The sequence below is a fragment of the Alitiscatomonas aceti genome, assembly GCF_025567195.1.
In the GTDB taxonomy this organism is placed as follows: domain Bacteria; phylum Bacillota; class Clostridia; order Lachnospirales; family Lachnospiraceae; genus Alitiscatomonas; species Alitiscatomonas aceti.
In genome coordinates, this window is sequence record NZ_JAOQJF010000036.1 from 1 (window position 1) to 20148 (window position 20148).

Genomic DNA, 20148 nt, shown 5'->3' on the forward strand with positions numbered 1-20148 from the left:
AAAAAAAGCCCCAAAAGGGCATTGAAAATTTGCTGTAAATAAAGGAAAAATCGAGATGCAGGAAAAGAGATAAAAAAATGACGAGAAGAAAACGACGGAACTTTCCTAGTACTACGACGGAAAACGGGATTCTGGTTTCCAAAAAATTCATGCCATTTTCCCTTTAATCCCTGGGGATCCTGGATCACATAGGGGCTTTCTGCGATCTGCTCTTCTGCGCCTTTAATATGGCGTAATCTCATATTTTTATGTCCTCCTGATCTGTTTTCATCTGTTTTTTGTATCTGCTATTTTACCATCCTGTTCCTGTATTTGCAACAGCGGCCATGGACAGAAGCGTGTGCTCTGGAATGGAGGCTTCAAAAGCTGTTATCGTTTTTTGGAATATTTCCACGAATGTTCACAAATTGTTAATGCAAATTTTTCATTTTTCATTTATAATAGGATTATAGAGTGACAATATGGAGGAAATATCTATGGCAAAAGTAGATAATCCCGGTATCTGGGAAAAAATACAAAAAAATGTCCAGGAAACGGAACGCCTCATGGGCCAGAAAAAATACAACCAGTCCATGATCAAGGCCCGGCAGACCCTGGAATATATGGTAAAATTAAAATGCGATCAGGCGGGGATCGTGGAAAGCTCCCTGGATCATATGATCCATGAGCTTTACGACGGCCAGTGGATCAGCAAATCCACAGCCGAGCACTATCTCCAGATCCTTTCCATCGGCAACAAGGCCGCCAGGGAAGGGGATAACAGCGCCTACAACGCCAACCAAGCCTACCACGTCCTGTCCCAGGAGATCTACTCCTTTACGGACGCCGACAAGGCTGCGCCCAGACCGCGCCGCTCCCAGACCCAGAGCCGCCAGGCCGGAAGCAGAAAAAAACAGCCCTCCAGGGGTGGGCTGGGACTGAATCCTGCGGATATGGTAAAGCTTCTTGTGCCTGTGGTGCTGATCGTCGTCCTGGTGCTGGTGATCCGGCTGCTGACGCCGGATAAGGATCCCACCGATGAGACCGTGGCCTCCATCCCCACCACCGCAGCCACCACAGAAGCCACCACCGCCGAGGCTCCCACTGAGGAGACCTCCGCAGAGACCGTCTCCTATAAGACTACGGATACCTTAAACGTCCGGAAGGAGCCGTCCACCGATGCCGACCGGATCGGAAAGCTGGATCCCGGCGCGTCTGTGGAGTACATCCGGGACCACGACGATTTCTGGGCCGTTATCCTCTATAACGACCAGGAAGCCTATGTGGCGAAGCAGTATCTGACCGCCGGGGAATGATCCGAAAAACCGCCGGGCAGCTAAACATAACCAAACAACGACAGCCGCAGGACCTGGGCCATATGATTCTGCGGCTGTCTTTTCTATACATTTTCACCATTCTGGGAAGCCATTCTGCCGTTTCTGGACAGACTGCGGAGGCATCTTGCGAAAACCTGTCTTAAGACGGAAAAAGTATTTTCATCTATCTTCGTCCTTCAGCCCTCTCTTAAAATACCCGCACAGATAATCCACAAACTCTCCCACTACCGGCTTCTCCTGTGCCTGCTTGTACATGGTCACCACCACGTCCCGGCGGCAGACGGGATAGCGGATGGGGATCAGCTTCACCTGTGGGCCCGGCTGTTCGTCCCAGGACCGCTCGGGCCAGAAGCCGATGCCGAGGCCGGCGGCGATCAGATTCCGCACTGACTCCGGGCTGTTGCTCTCGAAGATCATCTGGGGCCGGACACCGGCCTGATGGAAAAAGTTATCGCAGATCTGTCGGAGCTGCCAGCCGTTTCCCAGCCGGATATACCCCTCCTCCCGAAGCTGCCTGAGGTCCACCGACTCCCGCTCTGCCAGCGGCGAGTTGGCGGGCACAGCCAGATATATCTCCTCCTCCAGGATCTCCTGGCGGACTGCCCCCTCCGGCATCTGGATCTCCCCCATAGCCGTAGGACCATAGACCGAGGCCCTGGAATCAATGTGGATATCGCAGCCGCCCATGGTCTCCAGCTGGGATACCTGGAACTTCACATCCGGGTGCTCCGCCTTATATGCGATGATACAGTTGGTGATAAACTGGGAGGCGGCAAAAAAATTCAATGAGATGGTCTTTTCTGAGGAACAAACTGATTCCCACAGCTCGTCCTTCAGGCTGTCGATGGATTCCATTAAAGGGATCAGCCGCCTCCTTAAAAGTTTTCCCTGGTCATTGAGATAAACGTGATGATTTCTCCGGTCAAAAAGCTTCACTCCCAGTTCATTTTCCAGCCGCATAATAGACTGGGACAGGGCGGGCTGGGCAATATGAAGCTCATCCGCCGCCCTGGTCAGGTTTTCATACCGGGCCGCCTCTAAAAAATATCGGAACTGGAGCAATTCCATTCTATTTCCTCCCTGTAAAACGACCATTCTGGTCTGTTTATAATATCAATGTTATTACAATATAAATATTATATATTTGTCATGAATAAAAGGCAAGTTGTATTATTCAATGTGGCGGAGGTTCCGATGGGGCTCCGCCAAGGAGGCAGTAATTATGAACACCATCATTGAAAGACTCTCACAGATCGAAGAGCGGTCCGTTGCCGCCGCCGCAGAGGGAACAGAAAAGAAAAAAGAGCTGACCGCGCAGTATGAGGAACGGACCAGACAGTTTGACAGGGAACTGGACCAGGAAACAGAAGAAAGGATCCGGAAGCTCCGGGAACAGGCGGATGCCGCCGCCAACGCCCGCATCCAGTCCCAGGAAAAAGAAGCGGCCCAGTCCATCCAGCAGCTGGAGCGCCACTATGACGCCTTCCACAAAGACTATGTGGACCGGCTGTTCCGGGAAATGACCGGGGTGTAGTCTATGGGAAATCTTATGACATACAGCGCCGTTTCGGCCAAGATCCGTGCCATGCAGGGCCGGTTTCTTACAGACACAGATTTTTCCCAGCTGGCCTTTTCGGACAGCGTATCCGCGGCGGTGGAAACGCTGAAAAGCCGTCCCTCTTACAGCTGTGCCTTTGAGGCCGCGGGGGACGGAGAACTGAACCGGAGCCGGATCGAGCAGCTTTTATGGCGCTCCCTTTACCGGGACTATTCCAGCCTTTACCGGTTCGCCGCCGTAAGCCAGCGGAAATTCCTGGATCTTTATTTTATGCACTTTGAGGTCAATATTCTGAAAAAATGTCTCCGGGACGCCGCTTCCAGCCGGTCCTCGGACCTGGATCTGAGTATTTTTGAGGATTTTTTCCGGAAGCACTCCCATCTGGATCTGGCCGGACTGGCCGAATGCAGTTCCCTGGACAGCTTTGTGGAGGGGCTCAGAGGATCCTTCTACTATGAACCGCTCCGCAGGCTCCGGGACCAGGGCGTCACCGCCCTTTTTGATTACGAATCCGCCCTGGATTCCCTGTACTTCATCCATTTATGGAAGGATATGAAAAAACAGCTGGGCCGGAAGGAGCTGGAGGCCGTCTCCCAGTGCATCGGGGAAAAGATCGACCTTTTAAATCTGGAGTGGCTCTCCAGAGCCAAGGAATATTACCGGCTTTCCGACCACGCCATTGAGGACTTCCTGATCCCGGTATACTATAAATTAAGAAAGGATCAGATCAGGGCCATGGCCCAGGCTGCCTCCAGGGAGGAATTTCTGGGGATCTTAAGGACCACCCGCTATGGGAACCGGATCTTTGGACAGCCGGATCCGTCCTCCGGCCAGGAAAATCCCCGCCTGAAGCGTTTGTTCCGCTCACTGCTGGATGCTGTCTACCAGACCTCAGGGCGGAAAAATCCATACTCAGCAGCAGCCTTAAATACTTATTTTTATTTCAAGGAAGAAGAAATACGGAAGCTTATCACCACCATCGAGGGCATCCGTTACCAGCTGGACGGGAATGAGATCCTGTCCTGTCTGGCCGAAAGCTAAAAAGGGAAGGAAAAGAAAGGAGGAGCGGCTTTATGATCGAACCAATGAAGTTCGTCAGCATTTCCGGCCCCAGAGACGACCTGGACCGTATGGTCAACCAGGTCCTATGCCGGTATGAGATCCATCTGGAAAATGCCCTGACGGAGCTGAAATCCGTATCAAAGCTGATTCCCTGTCCCGGGACCAATCCATACCGGGAGCCATATGAAGCGGCGGAAAAGCTGACGGCCCTGTGTTCTGAGGGAACGAAGGCTGTCTGCACGCCGTCGCCTGCTTCCATGACGGCCGAGGAGGCCATTGCCTTTGTCCAGGAGACAAAAAAGGCCATGGAGGCAGCAGACGCAGAAAAGGAAGCACTGAAACAAAAGCTGAAGGATACTCACGCCTTGTATGAACAGGTGAACCTCTACCGGGAGCTGGACTTCAGTATTCCGGAGCTTTTGAAATTCCGTCACATCAAATACCGGTTCGGAAGAGTCTTAAAGGAGCTCTATTCCCAGCTGGAGGCCTTTGCGGAATCCTCTGAGGATACGATCCTTTATAAGTGCCATGAGACCGACCACTATGTGACACTGATCTATTTTGTCCCCGGTCCCGTATCGGAGCGGATCGATGCAGCATTTTCATCCCTGCAGTTTGAAAGGATCATCCTCCCGGACCAGTATACGGGCACTCCCACAGAGGAAATCCGCCGGCTGGAAAAGGAACTGGAGGACATAAAGTCCCAGATCACCCAGCTGGACGCCAGGGAAAAAACGTATCTGGAGGATCAGAAACCCGCCCTCCTGCAGGCTGTGGAGGTCCTTGGCTCCTATAACGCCAACTTTAACGTGCGCCGCTGCGCGGCCGTCACTGACAAAAAGGAGCATCCCTTCTATATTTTATGCGGCTGGACCACTGAGACCGACGCCAGGGCCCTCCAGAAGGAGCTGGAGGAGGACGCCTCCACCTTCTTCGTCATCGAGGACAGCCGGGAGCATGTAACCAGCACGCCGCCTACCCGGCTGAAGAATCCGGCGCTCCTGCGGCCCTTTGAGATGTTTGTGAAGATGTATGGCCTCCCGGCCTACAATGAATTTGATCCGACACTTCTGATCGCCGTCACCTATTCCCTCTTTTTCGGCTTCATGTTCGGAGACGTGGGACAGGGGCTTTTGCTCCTTATCGGCGGTTTCCTTCTTTACCGGTTTAAGAAGCTGGATCTGGCGGCCATCATTTCCTGCTGTGGATTCTGCTCCACCATCTTCGGCTTCCTCTTTGGAAGCGTCTTCGGCTTCGAAGACGTGATCCCAGCCCTCTGGCTGCGTCCGGCGGAGGCCATGACCGCTCTCCCCTTTGTGGGACGGTTAAACACCGTATTTGTCACCGCCATTGCCCTGGGCATGGGTATGATCCTCCTTACGATGATCGTGAACATGGCCGTAAGCTTCAAATGCCGGGATACGGAAAAAACCTGGTTCGACACCAACGGCCTGGCGGGCTTCATATTTTACCTGAGCCTGGCTGCCGTCATCATCCTTTATATGACAGGAAGGCCGCTTCCAGCCACTTCCGTTCTGGTGGTCATGTTCGTGGTCCCGCTCCTTCTGATCTTTTTAAAGGAGCCCCTGGCCGCCCTGGTGGAAAGGCGGGGCCCGGAGCTTTCCGGCGGAGCCATGTTTTTTGTGGAGGGCTTTTTCGAGCTGTTTGAGGTGCTTTTAAGCTACTTTTCCAATACCCTGTCCTTTGTCCGTGTGGGCGCCTTTGCCGTGAGCCACGCTGCCATGATGCAGGTGGTGCTTATGCTCTCCGGAGCGGAGACCGGGCATATCAGCATCCCGGTCATCGTCCTGGGCAACCTGTTCGTCTGCGGCATGGAGGGCCTTGTGGTGGGGATCCAGGTGCTGAGGCTGGAATACTACGAGCTGTTCAGCCGTTTCTACCGAGGTACTGGCCGAGAATTTAAACCATTCCTGAAAAAACAAACTTTTTAAAAAGGAGATCTTATCATGACATTTACAGTAAAAGTCCTTTTAACCATTGCTCTGATCTTAAGCATTGCAGTTCCCTTCGGGGCCTTCGCCGCAGGCGAGAGATCCAGAGGACGCTATAAACGGGCCCTGGCTGCCAATGTATTCCTTTTCTTCGGCACCATGGTCTTCGCATCCTGCCTGTTCTTCACAGGAAACGCCTTTGCCGCTGAAACGGCCTCCGCTGCTTCCAACGCCACTGGCATGGGCTACATTGCGGCTGCCCTTTCCACCGGCCTTTCCTGTATCGGCGGCGGCGTTGCCGTATCGGCCGCAGCCTCCGCTGCCCTGGGAGCCATCAGTGAGGATTCCTCTATCCTTGGTAAATCCCTGATCTTCGTGGGACTGGCTGAGGGCGTATGCCTTTACGGGCTGATCATCTCCTTTATGATCATCGGCAGCCTGTAAACCGGGGTGAGACTATGAAAATGTATCTCATCAGTGACAACACCGACACCCTTACGGGCATGCGGCTGGCCGGCGTGGAGGGGATCCTGGTCCGCAGCCGGGATCAGGTAAAAAAAGCTCTGGAGGACGCAGTCTCTGATAAGGACAACGGGATCCTCCTGCTGACCGAATCTCTGGGGAAGCAATATCCGGACCTGGTCAGGATCACCCGGACCGACCATAAGATGCCCCTTCTGATCGAGATCCCGGACCGCCACGGCACTGGCCGGAGACCGGATTTCATCACCGCATACGTCAACGAGGCCATCGGGCTGAAACTTTAGAAAATCGAGGTGACTGTTGTGACCATTGAACATAAATTACAGCATTTTGAAGAGCTCTGCATCCACAGCGCCCAGGAAGCCGGAGAAAAAATGACCGCCGACTATACGGCCTATCTGGAATCGGTCCTTAGGGATCATGAGGAAAATGTCAGAAAACAGGCAGAAGCAAGGATCCAGACGGAAACAGAAACCATACAAAGGGAAGCCAATAAACGGCTGGCCATCAATCAGATCGGTCTGAAACGGACGTACAGCCAGAAACAGGAGGAGCTCCAGGGCCGGATCTTTTCCGAGCTCAGGGACCGGCTGGCCCGCTTCATGGAGACCCCGGCTTATGAAACGCTCTTAAAGGAGCAGATCAGAAAGGCCCGGGATTTTGCCCAGGGCGAGGAGATCCATATCTATATCGATCCTGCGGACCAGGAAAAGCAGAACCTCTTATCCATGGAAACCGGCTGCGACATCCGTGTGAGCCAGTATCCCTTCTCCGGCGGCACCCGGGCTGTGATCGCCTCAAAAAACATCCTTATCGACAATTCTTTTGAAACGAAATTAAAGGAAGCCGGAGAAAACTTCCAGTTTATTTTAGGAGGCAGCAGATCATGACAGCTCAAGGAAACATTTACGGAATCAACGGTCCCATCATCTACTTAAAAGGGGATTCCGGATTCCAGATGAATGAAATGGTCTATGTGGGAACGGGCAGGCTGGTGGGTGAGGTCATCGGACTTACCTCTGAACGGACCACCATCGAGGTATACGAAGAGACCACCGGCTTAAAGCCCGGAGAGCCGGTCGCTGGTACAGGGGCTCCCGTGTCCGCCACCCTGGCTCCGGGGATCCTGACCAGTATTTTTGACGGCATCGAACGGCCCTTAAACGCCATCCAGAAGGAAAGCGGCTGCTACATCGACCGGGGCATCCACGCGGATTCCCTGGATACAAAAAAGAAATGGCACGCCCATATGACAGTAAAAAAAGGCGACCGCCTCTATCCCGGCGCCGTCATCGCCGAGGTGCCGGAGACCCGGGCCATCACCCATAAGGTCATGGTGCCGCCGGACATGGAGGGATTTGTCCTCTCTGTGGCCGAAGATGGGGATTACACCATCGAGGAGCCTTTGGTGACCATCCAGAAAAAAGACGGCTCAGAGGCCGTTCTTTCCATGACCCAGAAATGGCCGATCCGCGTCCCCAGACCCGTAAGCCGCCGATACCCCGCCTCCAGGCCCCTGATCACCGGGCAGCGGATCGTGGATACCCTGTTCCCCCTGGCCAAGGGAGGCACCGCCGCCATCCCGGGGGGCTTCGGCACCGGGAAGACCATGATGCAGCACCAGATCGCCAAGTGGTCCGACGCGGACATCATCATCTATATCGGCTGCGGTGAACGTGGAAATGAAATGACCCAGGTGCTGGAGGAATTTTCCCAGCTGGACGATCCCCGGACCGGAAATCCTTTGATGGAGCGGACCACGCTGATCGCCAATACCTCAAATATGCCTGTGGCTGCCAGAGAAGCCAGCCTGTATTCAGGCCTTACCCTGGCAGAGTATTACCGGGATATGGGCTACCATGTAGCCATCATGGCAGACTCCACTTCCCGTTGGGCCGAAGCTCTGCGGGAGCTTTCCGGCCGTCTGGAGGAAATGCCCGCAGAGGAAGGCTTTCCGGCCTATCTGGCCTCCCGCCTGTCCCAGTTCTATGAGCGGGCCGGCATGGTCCAGAACTTAAACGGTTCCGAGGGTTCCGTTTCCATCATCGGCGCGGTCTCCCCCCAGGGCGGCGACTTCTCCGAGCCTGTGACCCAGAACACCAAGCGGTTCGTGCGCTGTTTCTGGGGCCTGGACAAAAATCTGGCCTATGCCCGCCATTTCCCGGCCATCCAGTGGCTCACCAGCTATTCCGAATATCTGACAGACCTTTCCGGCTGGTATGAGACCAATGTGGACAAAAGCTTCGTAGAGTACCGGAACCGGCTGGTGATGCTCTTAAACCAGGAAAGCAGCCTCATGGAGATCGTAAAGCTCATCGGCTCCGATGTGCTGCCTGATGACCAGAAGCTGGTCTTAGAGATCGCCAGAGTGATCCGGCTGGGCTTTCTGCAGCAGAACGCCTTCCACAAGGACGATACCTGCGTACCCTTAAAAAAGCAGTTTAAAATGATGGAGATCATCCTGTATCTTTATGAAAAATGCCGGGCCCTCATCTCTATGGGCATGCCGGTGTCCGTACTGAAGGAGGAAAAGATCTTTGAACGCGTCATAGCCATCCGGTATGACGTACCCAATGACCGTCCGGACATGTTCGACGGCTATAAAAATCAGATCGACGATTTCTATAACTCCGTCATGGAACGGAACGCATAAGGAGGCATAAGAAAATGGCAATCGAATATCTGGGCTTAAGCTCATTAAACGGCCCCCTGGCGGTCCTGGAAGGCGTTTCCGGAGCCGCCTATGATGAGATCGTGGAAATGACCGTAAACGGGAAGGAAAAAAAGCTGGGCCGCATCATCGAGGTCTATGAGGATAAAGCCGTGATCCAGGTCTTTGAGAGCACGGAAAACATGGCGCTCCGCAATACCCACACCCGGCTCACTGGCCATCCCATGGAGATCGGAGTGTCCGTGGATATGCTGGGGCGCACCTTCGACGGCATCGGAAATCCCATCGACGGCCTGGGACCGGTCCTTGCCGAAAAACGGCTGGATGTCAACGGAAAGCCCCTGAACCCTGTGGCCAGAGAATACCCAAGAAACTATATCCGCACCGGGATCTCTGCCATCGACGGCCTTACGACCCTGATCCGGGGCCAGAAGCTGCCGATCTTCTCCGGCAACGGCCTGCCCCATGACCAGCTGGCCGCCCAGATCGTCATGCAGTCGTCTCTGGGGGACGATACCGATGAAAAATTTGCTGTTGTTTTTGCCGCCATGGGTGTAAAATATGATGTGGCGGAATATTTTGAACGGACCTTCCGGGAAAGCGGCGTCCTGGACCATGTGGCCATGTTCATCAATCTGGCCAACGATCCGGTGGTGGAGCGGCTCATCACTCCCAAGGTGGCTTTGACCGTGGCCGAATACCTGGCCTATGAAAAGGGAATGCACATCCTGGTGATCCTGACGGATATGACCTCCTATGCGGAAGCCATGCGGGAAGTCTCCTCCTCCAAGGGAGAGATCCCGTCCCGAAAGGGCTATCCCGGCTATCTGTACAGCGAGCTGGCGTCCCTTTATGAGCGGGCGGGCATCGTGGCGGGGGTAAACGGCTCCGTGACCCAGATCCCGATCTTAACCATGCCCGGCGACGATATCACCCATCCTATCCCGGATCTTACCGGATATATCACCGAAGGCCAGATCGTTCTGGACCGGACCCTTCACGGCCAGTCCATTTACCCGCCCATCAGCGTCCTGCCGTCCCTGTCCAGACTGATGAAGGACGGCATTGGTGAAGGCTATACCCGGGAAGATCATCAGGACGTGGCCAACCAGCTCTTTTCCTGCTACGCCAGGGTAGGAGACGCCAGAGCCCTGGCCTCTGTTATCGGAGAAGATGAGCTCTCCCCGTTGGATAAGAAGTATCTGGAATTCGGAAAGGCCTTTGAGAAGCGGTTCATTGGCCAGGATCCCCACGACAACCGGACGGTCATCGATACCCTGAATATTGGGTGGGAGCTTCTGGGCCTGCTTCCAAGAGAAGAGCTGGACCGGATCGACACAAAGATCCTGGATCAATATTATAAACCCGCATAGATGCGCCACAGCCGCCCTGTGCATATAAGGAGGCAACCATATGAATCCCAACACCTTTCCCACCAAAGGAAATCTGATCCTGGCCAAAAACTCCCTGGCCCTGGCTGTCCAGGGCTACGGACTTATGGATAAAAAGAGGAATATTCTCTTAAAGGAGCTGACCGGACTCATCGGCCAGGCCCGCTCCATCCAGTCGGAGATTGATTCCACCTTCACCTCTGCCTACCGCGCGCTCCAGAAGGCCAATATTGAGCTGGGGGTCCGCTTTGTGGAGGAGATCGCCGACTCCATCCCCACAGAGGATTCCATCCGGGTCAAGGCCCGCAGCATCATGGGGACAGAGATCCCTCTGGTGGAATATACGCCCAGAGAAAAGGAAAGGCCTCCCTATTCCTTTTACAGCACCAGCGATTCCCTGGACGAGGCCTGCCTGGCCTTTGAGCGGGTGAAAGAGCTGACCGCCCGGCTGGCCACGGTGGAGACCTCAGCCTACCGGCTGGCAGAAAGCATCAAAAAGACCCAGAAACGTGCCAACGCCTTGAAAAACATCACCATCCCGTCCTATCAGGCCCTGGTCACAGAGATCACCAACGCCCTGGAGGAAAAGGACCGGGAGGAGTTTACCAGACTAAAAGTGATTAAACGGAGTGCAGGAAAATGATTCAGAAAAGAACCACAGAACCCTCGAAAAACAGCGTGCATGCCCCCTGGATCCACGCCGCCGGTATCCTTACGGCCCTATGGCTCATGATCGTATTTCTGATCACTGCTGTGGAGGCAGTGGCCTACTGGACCCCCGGCTATTACAAAATGGAGTATGAGAAATACCAGGTCCTGGACGACCTGCCGGAAATGACCATGGACGACCTTTTATCCGTCACAGATGAGATGATGGCATATCTGCGCGGAAACCGGGAGGACCTCCATGTGTTCACCACCATGGACGGAGAATACCGGGAGTTTTTCAATGCCCGGGAGATCGCCCACATGGAGGACGTGCGGGGGCTGTTCCTGGGCGGCCTGTGGCTCAGACGGATCGGACTTATGTTTACCCTGGCCTTTGCCGCTCTTTTATATTTCTGGAAACGGGGCCGTAAGGACCGGAGCGCATACCTGGCCCGGGCAGGGACCGGCGTTTTTTTCGCCGCCTGCCTGGCACTGGCCGCCGTCATATCCACAGACTTTTCCCGGTATTTCGTTGTTTTCCACCATATCTTTTTTGACAACGACCTTTGGATCCTGGATCCTGACACAGATATGCTCATCAACATCGTACCCGAGGCGTTCTTTATGGATACGGCTCTGCGGATCGCCATTGTTTTTGCCATATTCGTGACCATTTTCTTCGGAGCCTGCCTGTTCCTTTGGCTCAAGGGGCGGAAAGCCGCGGAAAAAGGGGGAAATTAATCCTTTACTTGTGTTTTGATTTCTTATATAATGACCCTAAAGCGACAAAATGGGGACTGTTTATTTATGAAATATAAGAAAAAAATACTCTGCTTCTTTCTGTGCATAGCCCTTATGACAGGGCTTTTTCCAGTTTCCGCAGCCTTCGCTGCGGCAGACTGGCCCACAGACGTATCCATCTCCGCCGACGGCGGGATCCTTATGGACGCCGGTTCCGGCGCGATCCTCTATGAAAAAAACTCCCGGGAGGCCTATTATCCCGCCAGTATCACCAAGATCCTGACAGCTCTTGTCATCCTTGAAAACTGTGATCTGGACGAGACTGTAACGTTTTCCAATGAAGCCGTCAACACCCTGGAGCCTGGAGCTTCGATCCTTGGGGCACGGGCCGGAGACCAGCTTTCGGTCCGGGAATGCCTCTACGCCCTTCTTCTCCAGTCAGCCAACGAGGTGGCAAACGCTCTGGCGGAGCACTGCTCCGGCAGCATCGATGCCTTTGCGGAGCTGATGAATGAAAAGGCCCGGTCTCTGGGCTGTACCAGTTCAAATTTTGCCAATCCCAGCGGCCTCAATGATGAAAACCACTATACCAGCGCCTACGACATGGCCCTGATCTCCCAGGCGGCTTTTTCCAATCCCACCTTTGTAGAGATCGATTCCACCACCTATTACGATGTTCCGGCCGGGAAATTAAAGCAGTATCCCGACGGCTGGCGCTACTACGCCCACCACCGGATGCTGAAAAAAAATGATTCCCTCTATTATGACGGGGTCATCGGCGGAAAAACGGGCTACACCTCTCTTGCAGGAAACACCTTGGTGACCTGTGCAGAGCGGGATGGGCTGAAACTGATCGCTGTGGTCTTAAACGGCCATCAGACTCATTACTCCGATACGAAGGCGCTTTTTGACTTTGGTTTCCGGAATTTCAAGTCCGTGTCCGTTGCAGGCCAGGACAGCGTCTATCAGGACATCGAAAACGACCTGGCCATCGGCGGGATCCATCTGGGCGGCTCCATACGGCTTTCTGTTGGAAAAAACAGCGCCGTTACCCTTCCCTCGGAAGGGGATTTTTCTGATGTGTCCTCTTCCTTAAGCTATACTCTGGAGGAAGCAGCTCCATCATCTGCCGTGGCACGGATCGATTATACGTATGGAGACAGAAATGTGGGACATGCCTATCTGGAGGCCGTCAATGTCCCTGCCTATACACCAGATCCATCTATGCTGGCAGAGCTTGCAGAAAGCACCGGGGCCGTAAACGAAACGGCCAAGGCAGATTCCGGGCTGGAGACCGGAGAGACGGAGCAGGCCGATACCCCGGAGAGCTCCAGGGCAGATGAAGACGGATCCGGCGTCCAGGAAAAGGACGAAAAGCCGGAAACGACTGGCAGCAAAGCTCCGGAAAAAAAGGACCGCTCTCCTATGGTTTCCATCCTCATTAAGGGGATCTCTGTCCTGGCTGTGATCGCCGTCATCGGGGCGGCCATCTTCGGATTCCTCACCTACCGGGCCCACAAGGAGCGGGCCGAGCGGATCCTCCGCCAGCAGCGCCGTGAAAAACGGCTGAAGAAATGGGGCTACTCCACCAAGGAATTTGACCAGATCATGGAGGAGCATCTCCGCTCTAAAAGCCAGATAAAAAAGCCGGGCCTCCGGGACCGGTGGAAAAAATAATACGCAGATGGGGCGCCTTTTAAGCGCCCCATTGATCATTTCCCATGTTTTTTTGTTTTCAGCCGCTCTGCCCGGCGGACTCTGGCCTCTTCCTTCTTCCGCGCCACAAACTCTGCGCCCTCTTCTCCCACCAGCTTCTGGGTCTTCACCACAAAGATCGAACCATCCTCAGCCTTTTTCATCCGGATCTTCCCCTTCATAAGCCCATGCTCCGGGCACGCGGCCAGACAAAGGTAGAATCTCTGTCCATAGGAAAACCAGCGGATCTTTTTCCTAAGCATCCGCCGGCATTTATAACATACCATGTCCGTGACCCTCTTATCCTTCATGGCCTCTTCCTTTGATGCAAAGCCTCTGGATACAAATTTGGAATAATCCGGAAAATTCAAAACAATTTCCTCCTCCGGACACCGGGGGATCCTGTAATAATCCACAGATACATAATCCCCCACCGCTTTCATGTCCAGACACGCCATGACCTTTCCTGTGTAGACTGCATCGCCCAGAGCCCTGTGAAAGGGTGCGTCCATCCGGATATTCAGAAGCTTCACAGCTTCATCCAATGCCTCCCTTGTCTTTCCGTCAGAAAAAGTAAGGCTGTATAATTTCTGCACATCGTAAAACAGCAGCGGACTGGCAAAGGGGATCTCCATGCCATGGTATACCATATTCCTCTGCAGCTCTGTCAGATCCATGCTCCCCCAGGTACAGAAGACCGGCGCCTCCCCGCACCACTCCATGAACTCCTCCATGACCTCCTTAAAGGGCCTTCCGTCCCTGTCCAGCTCGTCCATGGAAACATGGGTCACCTCGGAAATGATATAATGCAGCTGCCGGTACACGCAGGGGCGGACCAGCCGGTGGAACTGGGATACCTGCTCCATTTTTTCGTTGAGCTTCACAGCTCCGATCTCAAAAATCTCAAACGGCAGATGATCCAGGGATGTTTCCTTTCCTGCCGCGCTCTGGTTCCATTCCAGATCAAATACAATGTAATTACTCATAATACGCCCAGTATAACACAGATTCTTCCCGTTGTAAATTTGTAACCGGCGGCGGCCCCCAGCGTGCAAGACGACGGCCCCGGTGGCTTTGGCGGTTACCGGATGGCGGTTTTGGCAGTTGCGGCTGACATCCACGATGGTCACAGGACGGCTTCAGCCGATCGCTCCAACGGGTCTGGGCCTGCGACCCTGGCAGTTCCCGGCCCCGGCGGCTTTGGTTCCCCGGCCCGGGCCGGCCGAATTTCCGGTTGTGTTTCTCTCCTTCCAATATTATACTAGGATCATAAGAAAAACATACGGGAGGTGCCCATGAACGCCATCACCATCGCCCATTTAAGCGATATCCACCATAACCCCGACGAAAACAGCCAGATATCCACATTGCTGCGGGAAAAGGGCCTGCTTGTGGAAAAACTCCTGGACCAGTGCCTGGAGACCCTGAAGCAGAGAAAGCCGGACATTGTCCTGATCACCGGAGATATGACCCATGAAGGAACGTCCAGCCATTACCGGTATCTCCATGACGCCCTTTCCTCCGCTCTTCCAGGTACTCCGGTGCTCTGCGCCATGGGAAACCATGATGTAAGGGGCGCGTTCCGTGAAGGCTTTCTTGGGCTCGCCCCTTCAGACAGGCCATACTATGCCTCCGCATCCGTCAAGGGCTGGCTTTTTGTCTCCCTGGACAGTGCCTTTGAAAAGGGGCTGGAAGGGGTACTGACCAAAGAAGCCATGGATTTTCTGGAGAATGCCATGGAAGCGGCGGGAAAAAGCGGGCCTGGATCGTCTGCCGGGCCGGAAACCATTCTTTTAATGCACCACCCCATCCTAAAGGCCGCCGGCCCCATGGGGCTTACAGCAGATTCCCGTCTCCTCCGGCTGCTGGAAAGCGGCCGCATCGCCGCCATGTTCAACGGCCACGTCCATGGCAGCTATACGGGAACCGTCTGCGGCGTTCCCCAGTTCACGGCTGACTCCTTAAAGACCGGCTGCGATTACTGCGGCCATTTCCTGGCCTATAACGACCGGGCCGGCTACCAGCTTGTGACCTTCCAGGAAAACGGAGACTGGAACGTGGAACGTTTCCTTCTTCATCCAGAAATTGAAACATTTTTTCAAAAAAACCTGTATACATAAAATGGTTAAACATTTTATATTAATATTAATTTTGATTCCAACATTATTTCAAACACGGAGGTATCATGTATGAAACACTTTACTGGACTTGCCCACATCGCCCTGTTCACCAAAGACCTGAAGACCTCGACAGCGTTTTATGAAGCCCTGGGCGGCGTTGTCACCGACCATGCGGACGTGGAAAAACCAACCGGCACCAACCACATCACCATGGTGCAGATGCCCGGCTTTTTTCTGGAGATCATCGAGCCCCACGACGGCAGCCCTGTGACCGCCGAAGGCGGCCTGTTCCCCCATATTGCCATTGAGGTGGACGACATTGACGCGGCCTTTGCCGATGTAAAGGCTGCCGGGGTTTCCTCCTTCCGCACGGAAGAACCCATGACCATGCCCATTTTCGGCGGGATCCGGAACCTGTTCTTTAAGGGACCCGACGGCGAACTGATCGAATTATTACAGCATTTATAATTTTCAAGACTATATAAGAAAAAAGCCCGCTTTCAGGCTTCTCCGCCTGCGGCGGGCTGCTTCTGCGGACAAATTTCCTTCCGCCCCATGGCGATCCACGCGGAGCGTTTTTATTTCATAGGACGCACTTTCCTATTGCATGAAAAGATCCCCTGCCGGACGGCTGATGACCGCTGGCATAGGATCTTTTTCTTTTACTGGAACAACTGTCCTGTCACTTCCAGAGGGATCGTGAAGCTTACAGCTCCCATATATCCAGGAGCCACGTCATACTCGTCAAAGTAGATCACCAGCTCCCCGCTGTCGCTGAAGGAATAGCTTTCTTCTCCAGTGAGGCCTGCAAAGTCCATTTCCGGGATATCTGAATCGATGAAGTATGCGATATTTTCATCCTCCTTCATCTGGGCCCGCATCTGCTCCTTAATATTTTCACTGATCTTCGTGAGCATTTCTCCGCTTCCTCCGGTCAGATCCGTAAGGCTCACAGTATTTCCGGTTGTTTTATCAATGGTGAACACCTTCACATACTGGGTCCCGCTGGCCATTACCAAAGTTGTATTGATCCGGATGCTCACGTACCGGTCGTTCTGGGACACGATATCATAGCTGGATTCCATGGAATAATGGCCTTCTCCGCCGGATGCCTCCAGATCCTTCTCGTACTGGGCGATCAGAGACTCTGCGTACTCCTCGATCTCCTGATTGGCCGCGATCTCGGTCCCGTTTTCACTGTCGATCTTGGGAATGTCGATCTTACTGTTAAAATTCCCCTGCTCATCTTCAAAGGTCCGGAAGGTCATCACCTTCGCCAGGGCGCCGATGATCGGCAGCTTTTCCATGGCATTGGCCGTTACCGGACTGATATTTGCCAGGGCGCCTACGGTCACCAGAACGGCGGCCGCCGCGGCCGCGGTCCTCTTCATCCATACATGATTTTTCATATTTTTTCTTCCTTTCCTGTCCTCCAGGGAGATCACCCCGGATACAGACCTTTCTTTTTCTTCTTTCGCCTGCCTGATACCGGCCAGCATACGGTCTCTGGCATTGGCCGGAACCGGGATCTCCTCATATTTCTGTTTCATCTCCATCACCTGGGTTTGGAACTCTTTTTCCAGAAGCTCCTCATCCTCATATTTCCAATTCTTTTCCATTTTTTCCCTCCTGCTCTATATATTCAGGCCATTTTCACTTGCAGCTCTTTCAAGGTACGGTAGAGACGGCTTTTGATGGTATTGGGATTTTCATCCATGACCATGGCGATCTCCTCCAGCTTCATGTCTTCAAAGAAACGAAGGCGTATGAGTGTTTTCTGTTCATCCGTCAGTCCCGAAAGGGCTTTCTGCAGATCTGCATTTCCATAGGATGCGTTGACAGCGATCTCAGCGGCCTCATCAAGAGAAACCGTTTCCCGCTTTTTCCGAAGCTGGCTGATGGCCGTGTTGATCACGATCCGGTAGATCCAGGTCTTGGCAAATGCAGGATTTTTCAGTTTTTCCGCCTCTTTTATGGCTTTATAGGCGCTTTCCTGGACAATATCCAGGGCGTCCTCCTCATTTCTGACATATCCATATGCCAGACGGTAAAATTGTCCATAGTTTTCTGTCAGCACATCTTCAATTATTTTTTCACAGCTGTTCATATTGTCTTGTGCCTTTCTGTATTTTGTTTTCTATTCATTAGACACCCCGCCGTCCGGGAAAGTTTCACAGACCGGAGATTTTCCTTTTGCTCCGGAATTTCCGCTTCTTGTACCGGAGCTTCTGCCTTTTATACCGGATTTTCTGCCTCCGGGAGCCTTCCATCCTCTGGCCGGGTGCTTCACGATGGTTTTGACTTTCCTTATTATAACGCCTATAATAACAGAAGATACGGCTTATTTTTATTGAGGAGGATGGACATGCTCGCATACACATACAAAGAACATGGAAAATTTATTTTAGAAGAAAAAGAAAGGCCTGTTTTAAAGGATCCGAAGGATGCCATTGTAAAGGTCACTCTGGCCAGCATCTGCACCAGTGATCTTCACATCAGGCACGGCTCCGTTCCCAGGGCTGTTCCCGGCATCACCGTGGGCCATGAGCTGGTGGGGATCGTGGAGGAAGCAGGAAGCGGCGTCACAAAGGTAAAGCCTGGGGACCGGGTCACGGTCAACGTGGAAACCTTCTGCGGGGAATGCTTCTTCTGCCAGCACGGCTTTGTCAACAACTGTGAGGATCCTGACGGCGGCTGGGCTCTTGGCTGCCGCATCGACGGCGGACAGGCTGAGTATGTGCGGGTTCCCCACGCAGACCAGGGGCTCAACCGGATCCCGGACTCTGTGACCGATGAACAGGCCCTGTTTGTGGGCGACATCCTGGCCACCGGCTACTGGGCCGCCAGAATTTCAGAAATCAAGCCCGACGATACGGTCCTCATCATCGGAGCAGGTCCCACGGGACTGTGTACCCTGGCCTGTGTTCTCTTAAAAAAGCCAGAAAAAGTCATTGTCTGCGAAACCGATGAACGGCGGATCGCCTTCGTAAGAAAGCACTACCCACAGGCCCTGGTCTTTGATCCCAGATCTGAGGACCCGGAGTCCTTTGTAAGATCCCATACCCGCCACAGAGGTGCAGACGTGGTCCTGGAGGTGGCCGGTACGGAAAAAACCTTTGAAATGGCCTGGAAATGCGCCCGTCCCAACGCCATCGTAACAATCGTCGCCCTCTACGACCGCCCGCAGACGCTGCCGTTACCGGATATGTATGGAAAAAACCTTACCTTTAAAACAGGAGGCGTGGACGGCTGCGACTGCGACGCGATCTTAAAACTGATCGGGGAAGGGAAGATCGATACGACGCCCCTGATCACACACGCCTATCCGCTGGAGAAAATTGAAGAAGCTTATGAGCTTTTTGAGGAGAAGCGGGATGGAGTGATCAAGGTGGCGGTGAGGGTGTAGGAAAAGCCTCTCTGAATCAAAATATTTTCATATCAAAAGGGGCATTGCTGAAATATCATTTGCAGTGCCCCTTTTCTGGAAATACAGGTTATCTTCCTTTTCATAAACTAAAATGAAATTGCTCATTCACAGATGTTTTTACCATATCGATCAAAGAAGTGGCTGCTTCTGTCAGATGCTTTCCTTTTTTATATACTGCATAAAAAGTTGCCGTAACTGGCGGATCTACCACAGAAAAAATTCTAAGATTTTCACTATGAGCGCTTCTATCTATGTAGCCAGCCAGAGAAAAACCTACACCATATCCGATATTCACCAGGTTAATCATTACAAAAATCTTTTTTAGGAGAAATATATTTTTAGGAAAGACATTACAGGCCTTTAACACTTGACTGCTATATCTTCTAAGGCTCTGGGATTCATTTACCAATAAAAAACGTTCATCTTGAAATAAACCCATATCAATATACGGAAACGTATGCCCCGGACATATCTGAGCATTCGCACAAAGGGGATGATTTTTGTGTACCATAAACACTACTTCATCATTTAAAAGAGGGACATACTCAAAATCCTTACGAAGCGTATTACAATTGCAAAAAAATAAATCCAGTTCATTATTCAAGAGCATCTGTTCCATTGGTGCGTAATTATGTTCCATCCAGACCAGCTTTGTCCTTGGATACATTTTATCCATCCAGGGCAATACTACTGGCGTAAGAAAATGAGATCGAATGTCCTGGATCCCCACGCGTAAACGTTCATTTTGTCCATTAACAATTTCTGAAAGCCCATAATCAAAGCTTTCTTTAAGACTTAACATCTGTCTGGCTTTTTCTACATACAGTTCTCCTGCCTGTGTCAATACAAAAGACTTTCCTATCCGTTCAAACAGACGGATTCCAAGGATGTTTTCCAGATTGCTAATATACAAACTCAGCGCAGGCTGGGAAATAAAAAGAAGCTTGGCAGCCTGTGTAATATTTCCGGTCTCCGCTAATGTGCATACATACAGCTGTTCTTTTAAATTCATCGATCATTCTTCCCCCTTTTCTTTATTCTACCATACAAACATAAGGAAAACAAATTATTTTAATAATTTTAA

The 20148-nt window shown here is 52.7% G+C and carries 20 protein-coding genes and 1 pseudogene; 15 read left to right on the plus strand and 6 right to left on the minus strand.

Annotated elements, in window-relative coordinates; all coding sequences use genetic code 11:
- A pseudogene (locus OCV69_RS13900) lies at positions 1–242 on the minus strand (hypothetical protein); the annotation flags it as partial.
- A 234-nt stretch (positions 243–476) separates the two neighbouring features.
- On the opposite strand from OCV69_RS13900, the gene OCV69_RS13905 reads away from it, so the two are divergent.
- On the plus strand, positions 477–1295 hold the full coding sequence (locus OCV69_RS13905; protein WP_022274268.1) for an SH3 domain-containing protein: 819 nt from the start codon (positions 477–479) through the stop codon (positions 1293–1295).
- Between the two features lie 180 nt (positions 1296–1475).
- On the opposite strand, the gene OCV69_RS13910 is transcribed toward OCV69_RS13905, so the two are convergent.
- Positions 1476–2384 carry a LysR family transcriptional regulator gene (locus tag OCV69_RS13910; protein WP_262563165.1) on the minus strand — a complete coding sequence of 303 codons (909 nt, stop codon included), beginning with the start codon at positions 2382–2384 and terminating at the stop codon, positions 1476–1478.
- 154 nt (positions 2385–2538) lie between these two features.
- On the opposite strand from OCV69_RS13910, the gene OCV69_RS13915 reads away from it, so the two are divergent.
- The 11 genes from OCV69_RS13915 to OCV69_RS13965 all read left to right on the plus strand — a co-directional run bounded on the left by OCV69_RS13915 (position 2539) and on the right by OCV69_RS13965 (position 13499).
- Entirely contained in the window at positions 2539–2850 is a 312-nt protein-coding gene (locus OCV69_RS13915; protein ID WP_022274266.1) for a hypothetical protein, read from the plus strand.
- 3 nt (positions 2851–2853) lie between these two features.
- The gene (locus tag OCV69_RS13920) at positions 2854–3915 is read left to right on the plus strand and encodes a V0D/AC39 family V-type ATPase subunit (protein WP_158359906.1); all 1062 of its coding nucleotides are present in this window, start codon (positions 2854–2856) and stop codon (positions 3913–3915) included.
- Between the two features lie 32 nt (positions 3916–3947).
- Positions 3948–5888: a V-type ATP synthase subunit I gene (locus tag OCV69_RS13925; RefSeq protein WP_158359908.1), complete on the plus strand. Its 1941-nt coding sequence runs from the start codon at positions 3948–3950 to the stop codon at positions 5886–5888.
- A gap of 15 nt (positions 5889–5903) precedes the next feature.
- Positions 5904–6332, plus strand: a complete 429-nt coding sequence (locus OCV69_RS13930) for an ATP synthase subunit C (RefSeq protein ID WP_022274263.1) — start codon at positions 5904–5906, stop codon at positions 6330–6332.
- A gap of 14 nt (positions 6333–6346) precedes the next feature.
- Positions 6347–6655 carry a V-type ATP synthase subunit F gene (locus OCV69_RS13935; RefSeq protein ID WP_158359911.1) on the plus strand — a complete coding sequence of 103 codons (309 nt, stop codon included), beginning with the start codon at positions 6347–6349 and terminating at the stop codon, positions 6653–6655.
- Between the two features lie 18 nt (positions 6656–6673).
- Positions 6674–7261: a V-type ATP synthase subunit E gene (locus OCV69_RS13940; RefSeq protein WP_158359913.1), complete on the plus strand. Its 588-nt coding sequence runs from the start codon at positions 6674–6676 to the stop codon at positions 7259–7261.
- Positions 7258–9024, plus strand: a complete 1767-nt coding sequence (locus OCV69_RS13945; RefSeq protein WP_158359916.1) for a V-type ATP synthase subunit A — start codon at positions 7258–7260, stop codon at positions 9022–9024. Before OCV69_RS13940 ends, OCV69_RS13945 begins: the two co-directional genes overlap by 4 nt.
- 14 nt (positions 9025–9038) lie before the next feature.
- On the plus strand, positions 9039–10415 hold the full coding sequence (locus OCV69_RS13950) for a V-type ATP synthase subunit B (RefSeq protein WP_022274259.1): 1377 nt from the start codon (positions 9039–9041) through the stop codon (positions 10413–10415).
- 40 nt (positions 10416–10455) lie between these two features.
- Positions 10456–11076, plus strand: a complete 621-nt coding sequence (locus OCV69_RS13955; RefSeq protein ID WP_022274258.1) for a V-type ATP synthase subunit D — start codon at positions 10456–10458, stop codon at positions 11074–11076.
- Between the two features lie 86 nt (positions 11077–11162).
- Complete coding sequence (locus tag OCV69_RS13960) at positions 11163–11822, plus strand: TIGR01906 family membrane protein (protein ID WP_416782814.1); 660 nt, start codon at positions 11163–11165, stop codon at positions 11820–11822.
- A gap of 66 nt (positions 11823–11888) precedes the next feature.
- Positions 11889–13499 (plus strand): D-alanyl-D-alanine carboxypeptidase family protein, encoded by a 1611-nt coding sequence (locus OCV69_RS13965; protein ID WP_158359921.1) that lies wholly within the window; start codon positions 11889–11891, stop codon positions 13497–13499.
- Between the two features lie 35 nt (positions 13500–13534).
- Here OCV69_RS13965 and OCV69_RS13970 read toward each other — a convergent pair whose 3' ends face one another.
- The gene (locus OCV69_RS13970) at positions 13535–14503 is read right to left on the minus strand and encodes a 3'-5' exonuclease (protein ID WP_022274255.1); all 969 of its coding nucleotides are present in this window, start codon (positions 14501–14503) and stop codon (positions 13535–13537) included.
- A 309-nt stretch (positions 14504–14812) separates the two neighbouring features.
- On the opposite strand from OCV69_RS13970, the gene OCV69_RS13975 reads away from it, so the two are divergent.
- Together OCV69_RS13975 and OCV69_RS13980 are read left to right on the plus strand one after the other, a co-directional pair.
- On the plus strand, positions 14813–15637 hold the full coding sequence (locus OCV69_RS13975) for a metallophosphoesterase family protein (RefSeq protein ID WP_158359923.1): 825 nt from the start codon (positions 14813–14815) through the stop codon (positions 15635–15637).
- Positions 15638–15706: 69 nt separating this feature from the next.
- Positions 15707–16105, plus strand: coding sequence for a VOC family protein (locus tag OCV69_RS13980; RefSeq protein ID WP_158359925.1), 399 nt, complete (start codon positions 15707–15709; stop codon positions 16103–16105).
- Between the two features lie 194 nt (positions 16106–16299).
- Here the strand turns inward: OCV69_RS13980 and OCV69_RS13985 are convergent, their stop codons facing one another.
- Both OCV69_RS13985 and OCV69_RS13990 read right to left on the minus strand, forming a co-directional pair.
- A complete protein-coding gene (locus tag OCV69_RS13985) occupies positions 16300–17220 on the minus strand; it encodes an RsiV family protein (RefSeq protein ID WP_158359944.1) in 921 nt (306 codons plus the stop codon).
- A 59-nt stretch (positions 17221–17279) separates the two neighbouring features.
- Entirely contained in the window at positions 17280–17744 is a 465-nt protein-coding gene (locus OCV69_RS13990) for a sigma-70 family RNA polymerase sigma factor (RefSeq protein WP_022274251.1), read from the minus strand.
- A 258-nt stretch (positions 17745–18002) separates the two neighbouring features.
- Between OCV69_RS13990 and OCV69_RS13995 the strand changes: the two genes are divergently transcribed.
- A complete protein-coding gene (locus OCV69_RS13995) occupies positions 18003–19043 on the plus strand; it encodes an alcohol dehydrogenase (RefSeq protein WP_158359927.1) in 1041 nt (346 codons plus the stop codon).
- Between the two features lie 100 nt (positions 19044–19143).
- On the opposite strand, the gene OCV69_RS14000 is transcribed toward OCV69_RS13995, so the two are convergent.
- Positions 19144–20076, minus strand: a complete 933-nt coding sequence (locus OCV69_RS14000; RefSeq protein WP_158359929.1) for a LysR family transcriptional regulator — start codon at positions 20074–20076, stop codon at positions 19144–19146.
- Between the last annotated feature and the right edge of the window lie 72 nt (positions 20077–20148).